Genomic DNA, 15,222 nt, shown 5'->3' on the forward strand with positions numbered 1-15,222 from the left:
CGAGCGTGGTTACTTTGTAAAGAACGTGTGTTCGTACCCGGCCGCAAGGCCTAAACTAATTCCACGGGCAGAATGGAAATCGCGGAAAGCATCATCGTTCAAATCCTCAATCATCTACGTCCAAACGTCATTTTTTGCATAGCGCTGAGCTCAGTGAGGGCTCTTCCTTAGTTAGCGCTTTTGTCCAAAACCTGATACTGACTCCCCCTGCTTGCGGCCCGATACTGTGCCTGTCGGGAATAGGCCCGGCACCAAACGAAGGGGCATACGATGAGCAAAGGTAACGGTGGAAAGGGAGCAAGTGTCGGAGGTAAGGGCAGCAGTCAAGGCCAAGGCGGTAGTCGCGCGGGAAGCCCCGGTCGCGGACGCGCACCCAACGAGTTCTACGGCGGCAACTGGCCGAGCACTGTTCCGCGAGGAATCTCTGGCGGCAACCGAGGTAATGCGAATCCCGGGAAGTAACGCTCATGTGGGACGCCATCGCGCCGACGTCAGTTTTTCGACGGGGTGGCCCCCTTGCTAGCTTCAAACCTTTGAATCTCTCGGCCGTGGTACTCAAGCCAGAACGGATATCGCGCCTTACACCATTCTTCGAACGACGGATATCCGAACGGGTACTCCGGCCAAGGCGCGGCCGCTCTCGGGAAATCCGTGGCGGCCAGCGCTCGCGCATGGGTCGAGCAATGCTGACCAAGATATCCAATCAGGTTAAGCACCTGGGCCGCCCAGTGCCGCGAGAGCGCTGGTACGTGGGCTTCGTTGCCTGTGAGTGCGGAGACCATTTGACCAAACATCTCTTCAGAGATGCAATGCGAGCCGCTGCTCCAGCGTTTAACTGTTGCCTCGGCCAGTTCGAGCTCGAGCAGGCGAGGATGAGAAAGTATGCTATCAATGCTCTTTAGGCCAAATTCCGCTTTGAACCACAAGAAGAGAAGTCTTGCAGGGTTAGCCTTGGCCGTCGCGCTGCTTGGGAGCAGGGACCGGAACATCGAGTCAGTATCCTCAACGCCTTCGCTACACAGTTCCACGTCGAGTGCCGCTAGCGCGCTCAATTCGGTCTCGAGCACGAGCGACGACTGCGCAATGCGAAGCTTTTCGAACTCTGTGGCGCGTCGAAACACCTTCGCGGCCTCGTCCCATAGAAATAGAGACAGTAACGGGTCGCGAAGCATGTAATCGACCGCTTCACCGTATCGCAACTCTGATGCAAGAATATGAGGGCGCGTGGCCGCCCGTTCAATTGCAACGCGCGCCATCGTGCGGTAGCGGGTTTTGCCATCGACCTGTGGGTACAGCGACTCCCAAGAGCCCATGCCGTCGACAATCCTTTGTGCATCAACGTCCCCGGCCAGCGCGGCTCTGAACACAGCGGAATGTTCGTGTTCTGTCGGGATGACGTCGGACAGTCGACGCAAGAGCTTTAGCGAATAGTTTTTTGTCTTCAGCGCACGGTTCGCCGCTTTGAAAAGCGCTGCCGTTCCGCTCTCAGCGTGAATTGTACTGTGCGCTGCACCCATGAGCCTGTGCAAAACTGTCGGGCAAAGCTGCATTAGCCCCGAAATCTTCAGCGGCACGTGCCTGCCGGGAAATGGGTTGTGGAATCGGGCGGTTTCCATCACGGCGTTTCTGGGAGGTTCAAGCGGTCTGCTCTTCGTCTTGTTGAGGATTCTCAGCGACGAATCGCGAGAAAGTACCGTGCTTGGGGCGACTGCTTTAGAAAGGCGAACATTTGCGTCGGGCCTCGGCAACTTGGCCGAATCGAATTCGATATCCAAGCCGACCGTCCCTTTCGCAACTCGATTACGCTCTGGCTTCGATACCTGCCGTGCTACGGACGAACAGCATCTAATAACAAGATGCCTCCGGCCGTTAGCTCGACATTGTCACCTTTGGTATCTGGAGCGTGTTCAACGACAGATACCGCTGTGATGAGCCGTCATTGCGCCTACAGCACAAAAGCTTCTGATATATGGTCTCGGCTCGTCATCACGGCAGTACTTCCTCCCGGAGACGCTGGAGCGCGGCAAGTCTCTCGACTCCCGGTTCTGAATCGACATATTGCTGGGCCGCTTCCATAAGCGCTGGTCTTTCAACGATATTTTCGTCCCATCCGAACTCGTGCAGCCGCCGATTCAATCTGCATGCTCCGATGGTGAAGTTACCTTTGGGCGACCTGTCGATGTAGAAGCCCTGGTGAATCAGAATGTGGTCACTGTACCTATCGAAATGTGGATGAACTATCAAAAAGGCCGTTGATGAGCGCGGGTAGACGCGTTGAGCCCGCCTGGGCGCCACCGTATTGGGGATGGTATCCGTTACCTCCTGGTCGCGCTTGATGACATTACAGTCGGCACATATCACGCACAGGTTCTTGGGTTCAAACATGAACTCGGGCCGGATAGACTTGGGGACAATATGCTCCACCTGGCAGTTCTCTGCGGCCTGCAGGCCAAGGGGACCGCGGCAAAATGAGCATATCGCTCGCTGTTCACGTCGATAGTGCGTGCGTACATGTGTGCGAAGCGGTGCAAGGTCATCGTGACCCCAATCCTGATGCGTGAACGTCGCGTCAACTTGCTTTGACTGCACCAGCCTGTCCAGGTCATCGGTGTAGGCGACGGGGTTTGCGATGTCAGGCATAGCTCTTTCGCATCTCCTGTAGCGCCATGATGAGGTCGTAGACTGGGTCGTCTTTCTGGAGGAGGTCGACAACGTCCTCGAGTGATTTCAAGGTCCTGAGGGCTTCTGCATCGAACTTGCGAACCTTGGACACGGATGCGAATAGGCTTAGGGCAATTCGGCTCAAATACTCGTTGCGGACGCCCGGAGCTCCGAATACTTCTGCGAGTTGGTAGTCTATTGACTTGCGCGAAAACGCAGATGCGTCGGAGGCGACTCCGGTCTCCATCGACATGACGTGGCAATCGCCCGATGGCAAATTTGCAATGATTTGGGGCGAGTGCGTCGCAACCACAAAATGGCAGCCTTCCAGGTGCTGGAATGTGGAGTACAGAAGTTGTATGAATTTCTCCTGCCACTCCGGATGCAGGCAAATTTCAGGCTCATCGATGCAGACAAGACTCCTGTCCTGAATTTGGCTACCGATTCCTAGAAGACTCAGTACTACCGCTTGTTCGCCAGAGCTCGCATCACCAATTAGAAGACTTTCATTTGCGCCTTTCTTGCGCAGTTCGACTTGGCGAAGTCTCAGTAAGCCTGTGTCTATGAGCAACAGAATGTCGTCCAAACTCAAATCCGTTCGGTCATCGAAGATGAGTCCGCGCCCTTCCAGTCGGAGTTCATACATCCGCGCTCGTTTACCTTTTGGTGTACCACGCGCTATGTTGAGCCCCTCGCGCAATTGGTAGTTAGCTGCATCGATAATTCGTTGATAGTGAATGGCTGTTTCATTGCCGAAATTTATCGAACTGCGACGCATGACCTCTCGAGCGAATTCACTTGGACTTTCCGCGTTGCTCATATCCTCGATTAAGCGATGGGGAATAAGCGACCAAAACAGTGAAATCGACGGCTCGTAGCCAAGATATTCTAAAACTCCAGCAATCGCAGCGGCTCGGTTTTTGTCACGTTGGACGGAGTCCACCAAAGTATTTGCGATTTTGGATAGGTACGACATGCTCGGATTAGCGCTTGAGAGCCCCCGCAACCCAAGGTAGCTGTATCCGGGAACTGTCTGGCCTCTTCGCAACAGAGGAAATCTGTCAAATGAACTTGTGGAAACGCAAATTATTTGTTCTGGCTCAAAGTCGATATCAAGCTCGAAAGGAGACTGGCGAAATTGACTTCTATCGCCCCGGTCCAACTGCTCCTCGCTCATCCGATTTCCCATCAAGCCGAGCACAACAGCCCTCAACAGGCGACTCTTGCCAGTGCCGTTCTTGCCAACAATGAGAGTGTAAGTATTACGCCGAGCATGAGCATTGTCTCCGTCTTTGACGAACTCATAGCGGCCGTTATTGGAGGTGTAACTTATAAGCATGCAGTGATGGAATTACAGCAGAAAATTGAGCGGGGCGCAGTTGGTACTGCGCTTCAATAGGTGGCTAAATATAGCCCCATCGGCGACCTTGTTAGAGTGCATACCGTGCTGGCGGCTCTTTCGCTATGGCAACATTTGCTAGAGCAGGTCTTCGCCGCTTGAAGTACCGACGTCGACCTCAACGGCTGCCTCAATTAGAGATGCTATAGGGGCATAGATGTCTGTTTCGATGTCATCTGCGACCTTCAATGAGACGACTAGGGCATAGCGCGCCTCGCTATCCCATTGCCGTGCTTCCTTCCAGTCCTTCCACCAGCCGCCAACGGGGAACACTGCAATCTGGGATTTCGTAGCGAGTTGGGCTGCTGTCCCGGTCCACGTGTCCGAATGGAGGGAGCCTCGGGCGCGCAACTGTGCGCCATATTTCCAGTTGGCAACGTCTGGGTCGCCAAAACCGCTGTCTTCGGTCTGTGCCCGCTCGAGCCTGTTGATGCGAGCCTTGAACTGAACCTCGTCCTCGGTTGCACCTCTGACCGCAAAGCGAAGCGCGTAGGACTGGTAGCGGAACTTGCTGAGCCAGCCGCGCGAACTCGGGTTCGGTTCAACAAAATACGAAAGCGTGACGCGAAGTTCGACCGGAACTTCACCAAGCTGCAATAATTCGTCCATTGGCCACGGCATGTCGTGCAACTGCATCTCGCCCAACACAATCGAACCTCCCGGCTTGCGGTAATAGGGATTGAACTGCCGCTGAACTACCAGTGTCGGCCGGTGTGCAGTCGAATATTCTGATTGCGCCGGCGTCACCAGCCCATATCCAAAGGTGCGCAGAAGCCTGTCCTTGTCGAGCTTCTTCGGTTCTTGTGGCAGTGTCCCCCGCATGCCAGGGGTGTGCTCAGCGCCATGAGCGACAAGCGCTCGAATCGTCTCCGGCCAGTATTCCGGATACCGTGCGCGAACGTGTGCACAAATCCGTGCTACCTCAGCGGCCGCGGCGCTCGTGTCTCCGGTATCAGCGAACAGGTTGGTCGCTGGAGTGTTCGAAGTCGTCAAAAGGCGAAGTGACTCCGGACCTACCGTTACGTGGATGCCGCCATCGAGCGACCCATTGCCGCCTTCAGCAACGACGTCCGGCTTGAATGGCCAAGGCGTATTGCTCCATAACACCGAGGTGGTCGACGCTGGCGAGAGCAAACCTGCTTCGGCGATTGCTTCTAGAGTCGCATGCTTTTTCGCATCAGTAACTGTCAGCAAAGTTGCCGCGCCGACTGTGAGCGCATTCCACGCCTGCCCCGGATTCTGGATGGGGCTCATTGCATTGCTTTCCGGATAGTTGTCCCACTCGGCCCACTGAACGTTGCCAGCAGACAGAACGAAGAGTCTGGGGACGCGGACGGCGTCCTCGTCTTCCTCTTCAGAAGACCCGGTTACATCGACGGGAGCGCGACCAAAGGCGAGTTGGTCGACCGTCGCGGACCATTCTGAGGGCGCACCGAGGAGATGGCCAACCGAGGTCGTCATCATCGCGAACACCCTTGACCTGTCAGGGGTATCGACCTCGACCCGAGCAACGGAGTCCGCAGTAACAGCGCCCCAGAGGTGAGGCTCCGTTTCCCCGTCAGGCGGCAAAATCTTGACCGACTCGAGCCGATGCGGGATTTCCAGTTCATCTGCCGTTTGCAAGGCCGCGGTCAGGTCTCCGTAGAGCGCGATGCCAGCCATCTCACTCCCATGGCCGGCGTGGTCATGCGTCTCCCAGTCCGGTTTGTAGGCATGAAGGTCCGCTTCATCTAAGGCCGGCTCGAGCAGGGGATGTCCATTGTTCACGCCGGTGTCGAGGAGGCATATATGCGGCACGTCCTCGCCGACGAAGAAAGTGGTTCGTTCAAGAAGGTTTTCGACCCAGTCCGCCTGCTCTGCCGGCGTCAGGTCGCTGAGGAAGAACTCTGCGTTCTCCTCGACAAACCGGATTTCGGCAATAAGGTCCAGCAGGTTGACACCCTGCTCGATGGCGGCCCGGGTCGCGTGCGCTGCGACGACCACGCGGCCAGGGAACCTGACGTGGCCCGGCTCGACATGAATGCCGAGCTTTCCGGCCTCCTCCCGAAACTCCGTCACGACGTCAGCGACTTTGCCGCCAACGTGTCTCAGCCAAATTTGGAACCAACGGGGTTCATCGTCCAAGGGTGGGTCAGCAGCGTCGGTCCATAACTCTGTGAATGCAGCCCGGCGAATATTCTCAATCGCATTTACGAGCGCGGCATGCTGGGGAGCCGTACCGTTGCGATTATCCTTCTCGAGATATTCGGTGACGCGTTTTACGAACGCAGAGAGTTTGCCATCCGGAACGTGCAATACGGCAACGTCGGAGTTCGTGTGAGCCAGAACTGTCAGTAGCTCGATGCCTGCTGACTTCCACTCCACTTTTCCATAATCGAATGACCCACGAGGACTGAACTCGACGGCGATAGACATGCCGCGCCTCTCGGGCAACCCCAAGGCTTCCCGGGTTTCCTCGAGTTCGACAACGCTGCCGGCAATCTCTTGAATCTGAGCCAACAGACGTTGGCCGTGCGTCCCCCGGTCCCTTTGCGGCGCATTTTCGCGCTGGACGGACAGGGGCGAGCGAAATTCAAGCGTCCTCACGAATCCATCGATGGACAGGTGACTCTTCAGTTCGTCCGCCATTTTCTCAGGCTCTTCTTTAGTTTTATTCGCCTGAGAGTCTACCGCAAGAGTTCTCGAATCTTTCGACCGGGACGTTAATTTTAGGAGTGTATGTTGTTGCCTTGAGCGCGCTCTTCCAAATGGCGAATGACGCTCGCCTCATTTACGGTTTTCTCGCCCTCCATAATCGCGTCTTTCAAAGCATCGAGACATGCTTTTACTATGTCAGCGTGTGATTCACCTTTGCCAACATGCGCGAGATGACGATAGTCGATGCCTGACGTTCTGAAGGTACCCAAGCTGTTTCTCAGCAGCGTTTCAATCTGACGCTCGTCCGGCGCCTCGTACTTGATGACGTCGTCGAATCGCCGGAAAAGAGCCTTGTCGAGGTCTTTGCCGTGATTGGTCGCAGCAATCAGAAGGCTGTCCGACGCGTCCTGTTCTATGAGCTGCAAGAACATATTCAATGTGCGACGCATCTCAGCCACGTCATGCTGGCTGCCTCGCTGCAGACCCAGCGAATCGAACTCATCGAAAAAGTAGACGCCGCGGGTTGACTTGAGCGCCTCAAATACGAGCCGGAGTTTGGAGGCGCTTTCGCCCATGAACTTGGTGATGAGGCTGTCGAATCGTGCGGTGAACAACGGCAGACGAAGCTCGCCAGCCAAAACGGCAGCGGTCATCGTCTTACCCGTACCCGGCGGCCCGACAAGAAGCAGCTTCCGACGCGGGCTCAATCCATGGCTGCGCAATTGCTCGTGATGGCGTTGCTCGCGAAGGACGCGGTCCAGCTTCCCACGCACGGCGTCAGACAACACCATCTGTTGCAAGTGCTCGTGCGGATACTGCACGGTCAGGAGCTCGGACAGTTCTCCCTTCGGCTGCGCAAGCGGAGTCGGCCGTTGGGCACCCTTGCTTTGCACTGACGACAGACCTGGCTTCTTGCCAGCTTTCGCGGCATCGACAAGGTCACGCAGTTCCGCCGCCAACTTGGTATGGCCGCGATGAGCCTCGTCTGCAGCCATCTGCATAGCAACTGCGTAGAAATGCTCGTGGTTGTCACCAGCATATGCGCGCAGTAGTGCTTTCACTTGGTCAGAACGGGCCATTGGAACCTCAAAAGTCTCAAACCGAAGTATAGACCCCGGACGAATAGAATGTTGCTATTATAGCAACTTCATTGCGATTACAGCATGTTCACTTATGTTCCCTCCTCGAAGCCAAGGCGAACTCCTGCGATGGGCACGAGGCGATAGCACCCAAGCCGAATTTGCAGCGGCGACTGGCGTCCACAAATCGACCCTTTCTAGATACGAGTCGGAGAAATTGGGCGCCCCGACACATTTGATTAACTACTGCCTCGCGCGCCTCGCGAGCTTTGTTAGTGACAACTCACATTCCGAGCTAGGGCTGGAAGGCGCACTGGATAACGCAAGGCGGACGGTCGCACTGCTTGAAGCGTTATCACAACGGTAGCGCGATTACTGTATATATATACAGTAATCGCGCTACTCGCCAGTTTTCTTTTGGTCGGTCGCTGCCACTTGTCCTCCGAGAGCTAGTTGGGGAGTGGCAGGTGCGGCGCGCAGAACGGGAAATCGACCAGGCGACTCATGGTGCGAGGTGCACTGCGGGACCACTGCCTGTCGGTAGTCGTGCGACCGCGCGAATGACGCCGTTGCGTTCGCAGTGCTCGCGGAGTGAGTGCGTCTAGGCCGAAGCTAGCCGGTTGCGATAGTAGCAACGCGACTGCAGGTCCCGGGAAGAACTCACCGACAACGCGTGCCGTACTGGGCGATTGCAAGCCGGCCATCACCAGTTCGCAAACCGTCCCTTTGACTCCAAAGCCCATGTCCGCAATACCTCTTTAGGTACGCCTCGGCCGCCCGTCATAGCCTCGAGCTTGGCGTCAAACGCCTTTCTGCGGGTACTCGGAATGGTCTCGACCCATCGCTGAAGCAGCGTCTGAAATGCTTCATCGCTACACGCGTCGTACATGTAATCAACGACCTGCATTCGCTTCGCCAGCTTCTCGTATGCAAGTTTGAGGAGGCTGGCGCTCGTGCGTGCATCCGCATGCGCATCGGAAAGGGTCCGAAACATTGCATTGCGTTTGCTGGAATCTACTGTGGTGCACATAACCAGAATGTGCTGGAGATTCTGGTAGTTAGTACGGGCGGTGCCGAAACATAACCGCGTGAAAAGCGTATTCCGAGGCTCTTGCGCTGTTGGAGAACTGCACGGCTTTTCCATCAGGCTGAGCAATCTGAATGTCTCGCGAATAGTGAGTCCTGGCAGCGGCTCTTCAGCAGCGAGGCGCTCCTTGATATCTCGCAGGCTCCTGTTGCCCTTTGCTTTATTGGCGCGGACACTCATCACAATCAAGTTGCCGTCAGCATATGCGCCGTCATTGTTCACACGGTCCACCGACCAGTCGGTATCTGCGCCAGTGCTGTGAGTTAACTCGACGAGGGTCACCGGACATGTCGGATAGTCGATGACCTCGATGAAGGTCGGTGTAATCGCCTTATCGACGACCTTTCCGCGTCGCAGGGCGTTCTGGCGAAGCTGCAGCCATTTACGTTCAAAGCGCGTCGGGCGCTTGGTGTTCGTTCCGAATCGGGCTTTGCCCTCCGCGTGCCCTTCAAGGACATGAGCAGGTGCGTCGTCCCGTGGTGTCCATCCGTAGGATGCCAAGTCCCAGCCAAGCGTGCGGCCAATCTCTGCGTCGTACTGCTGCGCCATCTTGCTCTCAAATCGTTATTGTCCGACTCTGGTAACGGCAAAGCGAACCCAATACTTGAGGCAGACCGATGTGGGCACAGACTTACTTGGCACCGGCAGTGAGTGAGGCGTCAACTCGATTGCCACTAGATTTAGCGCCGGTCGACACAACTGGGGCCAGGCCTCCGCTCATTAAATTCCACCATGACGAACGAATACGCTTGCCATTCGATGTGCAAATCGTCGTTTCAATATTTCTTGAAATATTGAATATACGAGCGTACCATTCACGTCATGGACACCAACCTCGTCGTACGCGCGCTGGGCGCGCTCGCTCATGACTCGCGCCTTGCCATATTTCGCGCGTTGGTTGTTGCTGGGCCGAGTGGGATGGCAGCGGGTGAAATCGCTCAGCAGCTCGACATCTCGCCGTCGGGCCTCAGCTTCCACCTGAAGGACCTCACCCATGCAGATTTGGTCCGGGGGCGGCAAGAGGGCAGGTTCATCTTCTACTCGGCTAATTTCGAGTGTATGAACGGGCTGATTGGCTACTTAACCGAGAATTGCTGCGCCGGTGACGCGTGCACTGTCGCTCCTGCGCCGCAGTGCTGCGGAGACACCAAATGAAACGCATGCATATCCACATAAGCGTAGAAGACTTGGACGTAAGCACCCAGTTCTACTCGGCGATGTTCGGCGGCGTCGCTCCGACCGTCGAGAAAGACGACTATCGCAAATGGGTGCTCGACGACCCGCGCGTGAATTTTGCGATTTCGAAGCGAGGCGTGAAGCCGGGCATAGACCATTTGGGCATTCAAGTTGAGACAGCAGGTGAGCTCGCCGAGATGCGAGCCCGTTTTAGTTCGGCCGAACTGCCGACGATTGACCAGACGGCTACCACCTGCTGCTACGCGAAATCCGACAAGTCCTGGACCATCGACCCGCAAGGCGTTGCGTGGGAAACGTTCCTGGCGCTCGAAGCCGCTCCGACTTACGGCCAGTCGCGCCATGACGTTCAGCCCGAGTCGCCCGCATGCTGCTCGCCTGCTCCTTCGACCATCTCATTTCGGAGTCGAGCTTGAGCAGCCTGAATGGTTCGGCCGACGCGCGCACAACTCCCGCCATCGGCTTCTTCGAGCGCTATCTAACGGTGTGGGTTGCGCTCTGTATCGTTGCGGGGATTGCGCTGGGTCATTGGTTGCCAGCAGTGTTCGAAGCCATCGGACGCTTGGAGCTTGCGCATGTCAACATCCCGGTGGGCATTCTCATCTGGGTCATGATTGTGCCCATGCTGCTGAAAATCGACTTCGGTGCCATGTCGCAAGTTCGCGAACACTGGCGTGGCATCGGCGTGACCCTCGTCGTGAACTGGCTCATCAAGCCGTTCTCAATGGCGATTCTTGGCTGGATTTTCGTACGTCACGTCTTCGCACCGTATCTGCCTTCCAGCCAACTCGATAGCTATGTCGCAGGTCTCATTTTGCTGGCAGCGGCGCCCTGTACCGCAATGGTCTTTGTCTGGTCGCAGCTCTGCAAGGGTGACCCGTACTTCACGCTGTCTCAGGTGGCCTTGAATGACGCCATCATGATTGTCGCCTTCGCTCCGCTGGTGGCATTGCTGCTCGGGCTGTCCGCAATCACGGTTCCGTGGGACACGCTAATAACGTCGGTCGGGCTGTACATCGTCATTCCGGTCGTCATTGCTCAGGTCTTGCGCCGACAGTTGCGTGCTCACGGAGAGGCGCATTTCAAGCATGTAGTCGGTCGGCTCGGCCCGTATTCCATCTGTGCGCTACTCGCGACGCTGGTACTGCTCTTCGCCTTCCAAGGTCAGGCAATCGTCAAGGAGCCGTTGGTCATCGCGATGCTCGCGGTGCCGATTCTCATCCAGGTCTTCCTCAACTCCGGTCTCGCGTACCTTCTGAATCGTCAACTCGGCGTCGCGCACTGCGTCGCGGGACCGTCAAGCCTGATTGGGGCGAGCAACTTCTTCGAGCTGGCCGTAGCCACAGCCATCAGCCTGTTCGGATTTCAGTCCGGAGCAGCGCTCGCCACTGTCGTGGGCGTGCTGATTGAGGTGCCTGTGATGCTGCTGGTCGTCGCGGTAGTCAACCGCACGCAGTACTGGTACGAAACACGAACGCTTTAAGAGCAAATCATGAACGTCACCATCTATCACAACCCTGCATGTGGCACGTCAAGAAACGTGTTGGCCATGATTCGGAATGCTGGAATCGAGCCCGAAATCATCGAATACCTCGAACAACCGCCGACCCGCGAGCAGTTGAAATCGATGATTGCAACTGCAGGCTTAACGGTACGCGCCGCGATTCGTGAAAAGGGCACGCCGTATGCCGAGCTTGGACTCGATAGCGACGCGCTGACTGATGAGCAATTGCTTGATGCCATGATGGTGCATCCCATCCTCATCAACCGCCCCTTCGTTCTTACGCCGCTCGGCGTTCGGCTTTGCCGCCCGTCGGAAACCGTACTGGACATTCTCCCGTCGGAACAGCGCGGCGAATTCACGAAGGAAGATGGTCAGAAAATCGTCGATGCCGCAGGCCAGAGGGTGCGCTGATGGATTTCACGCTCCCCAATATCGTTGCATCGGTTCTCGACACACCTGACCTGAAGAAGCTCGAACCGCACAAGGTATCGGTGCACCCGCCACGCTTCCTGCTGCTGTATGGCTCGTTGCGGCCAACTTCGTACAGCAAGCTGCTCACGCTGGAGGCCGAGCGCATCCTGCAAAGCTTCGGCGCGGAGACGCGAGTGTTCGACCCGGCCGGCTTGCCACTGGCAGATAGCGTTCCCGTTGACCACCCGAAGGTCGCGGAACTCCGCGAGCTCTCCATCTGGTCGGAAGGCCAGGTCTGGTGCAGTCCGGAGCGGCACGGAGCCCTGACGGGCGTCTTTAAGAATCAGATTGACTGGCTGCCGCTTGAAACGGGCAGCGTCCGCCCAACGCAGGGACGCACGCTTGCCGTGATGCAGGTGTCTGGAGGAAGCCAATCGTTCAACTCAGTCAACGCACTGCGCGTGCTTGGACGATGGATGAGGATGGTGACCATCCCGAATCAAAGCTCGGTCGCAAAAGCGTTTCAAGAGTTTGACGAAAGCGGCCGGATGAAGCCTTCGGCGTACTACGACCGCGTTGTGGACGTCATGGAAGAGCTGTTCAAGTTCACGCTTCTCATCCGCGACCACTCCGATTACTTGACCGACCGCTACAGCGAACGAAAAGAAAAAGCGCCGGCGGCCATCGCCGCGCTCACCGAAGCCGCGATGAGCCATGAGCGAGATTCCGAAAACGGCGACACAGACGAGAGCGAAGTCGAGTAAAAGTCTGGCGGGCTATGGCACCATGAGCGGTATGCTTTCGTTGCCGTCCAATATTGCGAAAGGCATCGCGCCGATTGCCGGCGCGACAATTTGGGGCATCTCGCGCGGCTACCTGGCCGTCGAATGGACGGTACTCGGGGTGTCAGCGCTATCCGCGGTCTCGTTCTGGCTCGCGGTACGCGCGTCAAAAGCAGAGCAAAAGTCTCCGCAGAAGACATCTCTCTAATGGTGGCTCATGAGACTCCGGCAAGCGAGAAATCACGACTTGGCTGCAATCCGAGCCCTGCTCACGCAACGGGGCCTGCCGACGTCGGATTTGGGCGCAGATTTGATGGCGGGATTTCTCGTTGCTGATGTCGACCGAGACGTCGTCGGATGCGTCGGCGTACAGCGTTTCGACCAAGCAGGGCTTGTTCGCTCTCTCGCCGTAGAAGTGTCGCGCGAAAGGAAAGGACTCGGACGGCTGCTTCTGAGCACAATCGAGAGGTCTTGCTGCGTTCAAGGTGTCTCCGAGTTGTGGCTTTTGACCACAAGCGCCGAGCAGCTATTTGCCACTGCGGGCTATCGGGTTGCGAAGCGAGAGTCTGCCCCCACGGCGTTGCGAACTACTGCACAGTTCCGCTTAATCTGTCCTTCGACTGCCGTCTGCATGACCAAGGCACTCGTACTAAGCGAATCATCGCGGCCCGCAGCATCCTGAATAAATCGCTGCCCTAGACGCGGAATGAATACGTATCGTCTAAATCCCTCCCGCCATCGGCCGCTTGACGCTCCCGCATCGAACGCCACCGTCGAATTGATGACAGGCCTACTTTCAATTGCGACCAGCGACGTCGAAGTGGTCGCGCGCGAGCTTTCGTTGTCGCCGGCAATGAGTGAACGGACGCGGCGAGCGCTGGATTGCCTGCAATGTCTGGTGGCTGTTCTGGAAACAGGCGCGTACGGTCGTCTTGGTGAAGAGGCCGAAGCGTGGTCCGAAGTCGAGGAACTGGTGAAGGAATACTTGGAAGCATGGCCGGACGACCATCTTGCGATGCTCACAAGTCTTTGACGGCGTGTTGTTTTTGCCACGCGAGTATCTTGCGTTTCGCGAAACGGGGCAATGCGTACGGCCTACGTCCTTTATGTTCGAACTCGCGGACGCCTTATCCCACAGCGGGACGCCGAGTGCGGCGCGGAGCTCTCAAGCCAGCCACCTTGCGTGAAATCATCTCGTCGACGCGCTCATCCACCGACGTCATATCGGGACATAAAATGTCTCTTGCTTATGGATAATTTGAGGCTCATCAAATAACAAAACAGGGGAGTCGGTCGATGCTGAAGGGTTCGCTAGGGTTCATGTTCGCGTCAATCGCGTTCATGTTTGCAATGCTTTACATCTTAGGCGTATTCGACCCTCCCCTCAAAGGCCCAAAAGTCTTTGAGGAGCTGAAGGTCAAGACCGACGACTGGGTTCATGTCTACCGCGACGTCGAGACTGGCTGCCAGTACATCCGGGTTCGCGACGGGGTGACGCCTCGGCTGACTGCTGACGGCAAGGCGATGTGCGGCCTGTCGAAGTAAGCGGAGTAATTCCATGCCCATGCTCCTGCAGTTCATCGACGCGATTGCGCGAGAAAAACAACGCGACGTCCTCTTCATCGCATTCCCGCCGGCCGAGCGTTTCGACGACCCTGTGTCGTATGAAGATATCGATGTTCGCAAGGCAATCATTGAGTGGCTGGCTGCCAACAGGGTCGGCTGGAAGCCATGCGGGGACTTCGCCAACGAGAACATCATGCGCTCGTACGCCGGTCAGATTTACGTCGACGTTCCGTTCGACGAGAACGACCCTGAGTTCAAGAAGGTCCAGCAATTTCTCGAGCACGAAGACGGAAGAATGCGGTTTAGCGACGCGATGTTCTGGGCAGTGCCGCTCGACCGCGCGATGAAGAATGCGCACCACGACGCGCCCGGTTTTTGGGAGAAGTGGGCCGAGGACTTTTGAGACCGGTCGCCACTACGCCTTCCATACGCAAAGGAAAAGATGAAGACCGCGAAGACGAGAAACAAGCCAATGGCCCTTTGGATAACGTACGCTGATGGCAGCTTGCGGGTGCGCTACTTCAACAAGCGAGACGTGTTGAACGCGTGGTGTATAACCGCGGGCAAGCTCAAGGCACTGGGCATTGTGTCGCTGTTCACCGTTTTTCCCGTTGCAGACCGCCCCTCGGAGTGCGCCTGGACACGTCGATGACGTCCTGGCGATAGCTCCAGCGCGGCCGTCCAGCCGCACCAGCGGGACTGGTTACAGCTTGCCTCGACGTCGCCCGATGACTTTCATGAAGTCACGCTCCAGCGCCTCTCCGTTGACGCCGAAGTGAGCTTCGCGGTGATGCTCTGGGCACACCGCAATCACGTTTTCGACTGAGTCATCACCGTTGTCGGAAAGTGAAATCACGTGATGGGCTTCAAGATACCGCTCGCCGTTGGCCTTCACGAATCCT

General features: G+C 56.8%; 19 protein-coding genes. 12 read left to right on the forward strand and 7 right to left on the reverse strand.

Annotation, left to right across the window (positions count from 1 at the left end):
* Window positions 1–491 precede the first annotated feature (491 nt).
* The 3 genes from ACZCWR_RS22725 to ACZCWR_RS22735 all read right to left on the reverse strand — a co-directional run bounded on the left by ACZCWR_RS22725 (window position 492) and on the right by ACZCWR_RS22735 (window position 3,637).
* Window positions 492–1,775 (reverse strand): hypothetical protein, encoded by a 1,284-nt coding sequence (locus ACZCWR_RS22725; protein ID WP_487303867.1) that lies wholly within the window; start codon window positions 1,773–1,775, stop codon window positions 492–494.
* Between the two features lie 211 nt (window positions 1,776–1,986).
* Window positions 1,987–2,640: an HNH endonuclease gene (locus ACZCWR_RS22730; RefSeq protein WP_487303868.1), complete on the reverse strand. Its 654-nt coding sequence runs from the start codon at window positions 2,638–2,640 to the stop codon at window positions 1,987–1,989.
* Complete coding sequence (locus ACZCWR_RS22735) at window positions 2,633–3,637, reverse strand: AAA family ATPase (RefSeq protein ID WP_487303869.1); 1,005 nt, start codon at window positions 3,635–3,637, stop codon at window positions 2,633–2,635. Before ACZCWR_RS22735 ends, ACZCWR_RS22730 begins: the two co-directional genes overlap by 8 nt.
* 114 nt (window positions 3,638–3,751) lie before the next feature.
* Here ACZCWR_RS22735 and ACZCWR_RS22740 point away from each other — a divergent pair, with 114 nt between their 5' ends.
* The gene (locus tag ACZCWR_RS22740) at window positions 3,752–4,060 is read left to right on the forward strand and encodes a hypothetical protein (protein WP_487303870.1); all 309 of its coding nucleotides are present in this window, start codon (window positions 3,752–3,754) and stop codon (window positions 4,058–4,060) included.
* Window positions 4,061–4,138: 78 nt separating this feature from the next.
* Here the strand turns inward: ACZCWR_RS22740 and ACZCWR_RS22745 are convergent, their stop codons facing one another.
* Together ACZCWR_RS22745 and ACZCWR_RS22750 are read right to left on the reverse strand one after the other, a co-directional pair.
* Window positions 4,139–6,688: a S8 family peptidase gene (locus ACZCWR_RS22745; RefSeq protein ID WP_487303871.1), complete on the reverse strand. Its 2,550-nt coding sequence runs from the start codon at window positions 6,686–6,688 to the stop codon at window positions 4,139–4,141.
* 80 nt (window positions 6,689–6,768) lie between these two features.
* Window positions 6,769–7,776 carry an AAA family ATPase gene (locus ACZCWR_RS22750; RefSeq protein ID WP_487303872.1) on the reverse strand — a complete coding sequence of 336 codons (1,008 nt, stop codon included), beginning with the start codon at window positions 7,774–7,776 and terminating at the stop codon, window positions 6,769–6,771.
* A gap of 94 nt (window positions 7,777–7,870) precedes the next feature.
* Between ACZCWR_RS22750 and ACZCWR_RS22755 the strand changes: the two genes are divergently transcribed.
* Entirely contained in the window at window positions 7,871–8,143 is a 273-nt protein-coding gene (locus ACZCWR_RS22755; protein ID WP_487303873.1) for a helix-turn-helix domain-containing protein, read from the forward strand.
* Between the two features lie 336 nt (window positions 8,144–8,479).
* Here the strand turns inward: ACZCWR_RS22755 and ACZCWR_RS22760 are convergent, their stop codons facing one another.
* Window positions 8,480–9,412 (reverse strand): hypothetical protein, encoded by a 933-nt coding sequence (locus ACZCWR_RS22760; protein ID WP_487303874.1) that lies wholly within the window; start codon window positions 9,410–9,412, stop codon window positions 8,480–8,482.
* A 273-nt stretch (window positions 9,413–9,685) separates the two neighbouring features.
* On the opposite strand from ACZCWR_RS22760, the gene ACZCWR_RS22765 reads away from it, so the two are divergent.
* The 10 genes from ACZCWR_RS22765 (at window position 9,686) to ACZCWR_RS22810 (ending at window position 14,723) form a co-directional block, all read left to right on the forward strand.
* The gene (locus tag ACZCWR_RS22765; protein ID WP_487303875.1) at window positions 9,686–10,018 is read left to right on the forward strand and encodes an ArsR/SmtB family transcription factor; all 333 of its coding nucleotides are present in this window, start codon (window positions 9,686–9,688) and stop codon (window positions 10,016–10,018) included.
* Window positions 10,015–10,473, forward strand: coding sequence for an ArsI/CadI family heavy metal resistance metalloenzyme (locus ACZCWR_RS22770; RefSeq protein WP_487303876.1), 459 nt, complete (start codon window positions 10,015–10,017; stop codon window positions 10,471–10,473). The genes ACZCWR_RS22765 and ACZCWR_RS22770 overlap by 4 nt, the downstream gene beginning before the upstream one ends.
* Window positions 10,425–11,540: an ACR3 family arsenite efflux transporter gene (arsB, locus tag ACZCWR_RS22775; RefSeq protein ID WP_487303877.1), complete on the forward strand. Its 1,116-nt coding sequence runs from the start codon at window positions 10,425–10,427 to the stop codon at window positions 11,538–11,540. Before ACZCWR_RS22770 ends, arsB begins: the two co-directional genes overlap by 49 nt.
* A 9-nt stretch (window positions 11,541–11,549) precedes the next feature.
* Window positions 11,550–11,972: an arsenate reductase (glutaredoxin) gene (gene arsC, locus ACZCWR_RS22780; RefSeq protein WP_487303878.1), complete on the forward strand. Its 423-nt coding sequence runs from the start codon at window positions 11,550–11,552 to the stop codon at window positions 11,970–11,972.
* Window positions 11,972–12,736 (forward strand): arsenical resistance protein ArsH, encoded by a 765-nt coding sequence (gene arsH, locus ACZCWR_RS22785; protein ID WP_487303879.1) that lies wholly within the window; start codon window positions 11,972–11,974, stop codon window positions 12,734–12,736. The genes arsC and arsH overlap by 1 nt, the downstream gene beginning before the upstream one ends.
* Entirely contained in the window at window positions 12,687–12,962 is a 276-nt protein-coding gene (locus ACZCWR_RS22790) for a hypothetical protein (protein ID WP_487303880.1), read from the forward strand. The genes arsH and ACZCWR_RS22790 overlap by 50 nt, the downstream gene beginning before the upstream one ends.
* A 9-nt stretch (window positions 12,963–12,971) precedes the next feature.
* Window positions 12,972–13,436 carry an arsenic resistance N-acetyltransferase ArsN2 gene (arsN2, locus tag ACZCWR_RS22795; RefSeq protein ID WP_487303881.1) on the forward strand — a complete coding sequence of 155 codons (465 nt, stop codon included), beginning with the start codon at window positions 12,972–12,974 and terminating at the stop codon, window positions 13,434–13,436.
* 24 nt (window positions 13,437–13,460) lie between these two features.
* Window positions 13,461–13,787: a hypothetical protein gene (locus ACZCWR_RS22800; RefSeq protein WP_487303882.1), complete on the forward strand. Its 327-nt coding sequence runs from the start codon at window positions 13,461–13,463 to the stop codon at window positions 13,785–13,787.
* A gap of 263 nt (window positions 13,788–14,050) precedes the next feature.
* Window positions 14,051–14,299, forward strand: a complete 249-nt coding sequence (locus tag ACZCWR_RS22805) for a DUF6440 family protein (protein ID WP_487303883.1) — start codon at window positions 14,051–14,053, stop codon at window positions 14,297–14,299.
* A 13-nt stretch (window positions 14,300–14,312) separates the two neighbouring features.
* Window positions 14,313–14,723 carry a hypothetical protein gene (locus ACZCWR_RS22810; protein ID WP_487303884.1) on the forward strand — a complete coding sequence of 137 codons (411 nt, stop codon included), beginning with the start codon at window positions 14,313–14,315 and terminating at the stop codon, window positions 14,721–14,723.
* 300 nt (window positions 14,724–15,023) lie between these two features.
* Here the strand turns inward: ACZCWR_RS22810 and ACZCWR_RS22815 are convergent, their stop codons facing one another.
* The gene (locus ACZCWR_RS22815) at window positions 15,024–15,215 is read right to left on the reverse strand and encodes an HNH endonuclease (protein ID WP_487303885.1); all 192 of its coding nucleotides are present in this window, start codon (window positions 15,213–15,215) and stop codon (window positions 15,024–15,026) included.
* Between the last annotated feature and the right edge of the window lie 7 nt (window positions 15,216–15,222).

It is taken from the genome of Caballeronia sp. A2-2 (genome assembly GCF_057612605.2).

What these genes read in the sequence shown, in the direction of transcription:
- ACZCWR_RS22730 (WP_487303868.1), bottom strand. Translation starts at nt 2,640, where the DNA reads ATGCCTGACATCGCAAACCCCGTCGCCTACACCGATGACCTGGACAGG.
- ACZCWR_RS22735 (WP_487303869.1), bottom strand. Translation starts at nt 3,637, where the DNA reads ATGTCGTACCTATCCAAAATCGCAAATACTTTGGTGGACTCCGTCCAA.
- ACZCWR_RS22745 (WP_487303871.1), bottom strand. Translation starts at nt 6,688, where the DNA reads ATGGCGGACGAACTGAAGAGTCACCTGTCCATCGATGGATTCGTGAGG.
- ACZCWR_RS22750 (WP_487303872.1), bottom strand. Translation starts at nt 7,776, where the DNA reads ATGGCCCGTTCTGACCAAGTGAAAGCACTACTGCGCGCATATGCTGGT.
- ACZCWR_RS22755 (WP_487303873.1), top strand. Translation starts at nt 7,871, where the DNA reads ATGTTCCCTCCTCGAAGCCAAGGCGAACTCCTGCGATGGGCACGAGGC.
- ACZCWR_RS22760 (WP_487303874.1), bottom strand. Translation starts at nt 9,412, where the DNA reads ATGGCGCAGCAGTACGACGCAGAGATTGGCCGCACGCTTGGCTGGGAC.
- ACZCWR_RS22765 (WP_487303875.1), top strand. Translation starts at nt 9,686, where the DNA reads ATGGACACCAACCTCGTCGTACGCGCGCTGGGCGCGCTCGCTCATGAC.
- ACZCWR_RS22770 (WP_487303876.1), top strand. Translation starts at nt 10,015, where the DNA reads ATGAAACGCATGCATATCCACATAAGCGTAGAAGACTTGGACGTAAGC.
- arsB (WP_487303877.1), top strand. Translation starts at nt 10,425, where the DNA reads ATGCTGCTCGCCTGCTCCTTCGACCATCTCATTTCGGAGTCGAGCTTG.
- arsC (WP_487303878.1), top strand. Translation starts at nt 11,550, where the DNA reads ATGAACGTCACCATCTATCACAACCCTGCATGTGGCACGTCAAGAAAC.
- arsH (WP_487303879.1), top strand. Translation starts at nt 11,972, where the DNA reads ATGGATTTCACGCTCCCCAATATCGTTGCATCGGTTCTCGACACACCT.
- ACZCWR_RS22790 (WP_487303880.1), top strand. Translation starts at nt 12,687, where the DNA reads ATGAGCGAGATTCCGAAAACGGCGACACAGACGAGAGCGAAGTCGAGT.
- arsN2 (WP_487303881.1), top strand. Translation starts at nt 12,972, where the DNA reads ATGAGACTCCGGCAAGCGAGAAATCACGACTTGGCTGCAATCCGAGCC.
- ACZCWR_RS22800 (WP_487303882.1), top strand. Translation starts at nt 13,461, where the DNA reads ATGAATACGTATCGTCTAAATCCCTCCCGCCATCGGCCGCTTGACGCT.
- ACZCWR_RS22805 (WP_487303883.1), top strand. Translation starts at nt 14,051, where the DNA reads ATGCTGAAGGGTTCGCTAGGGTTCATGTTCGCGTCAATCGCGTTCATG.
- ACZCWR_RS22810 (WP_487303884.1), top strand. Translation starts at nt 14,313, where the DNA reads ATGCCCATGCTCCTGCAGTTCATCGACGCGATTGCGCGAGAAAAACAA.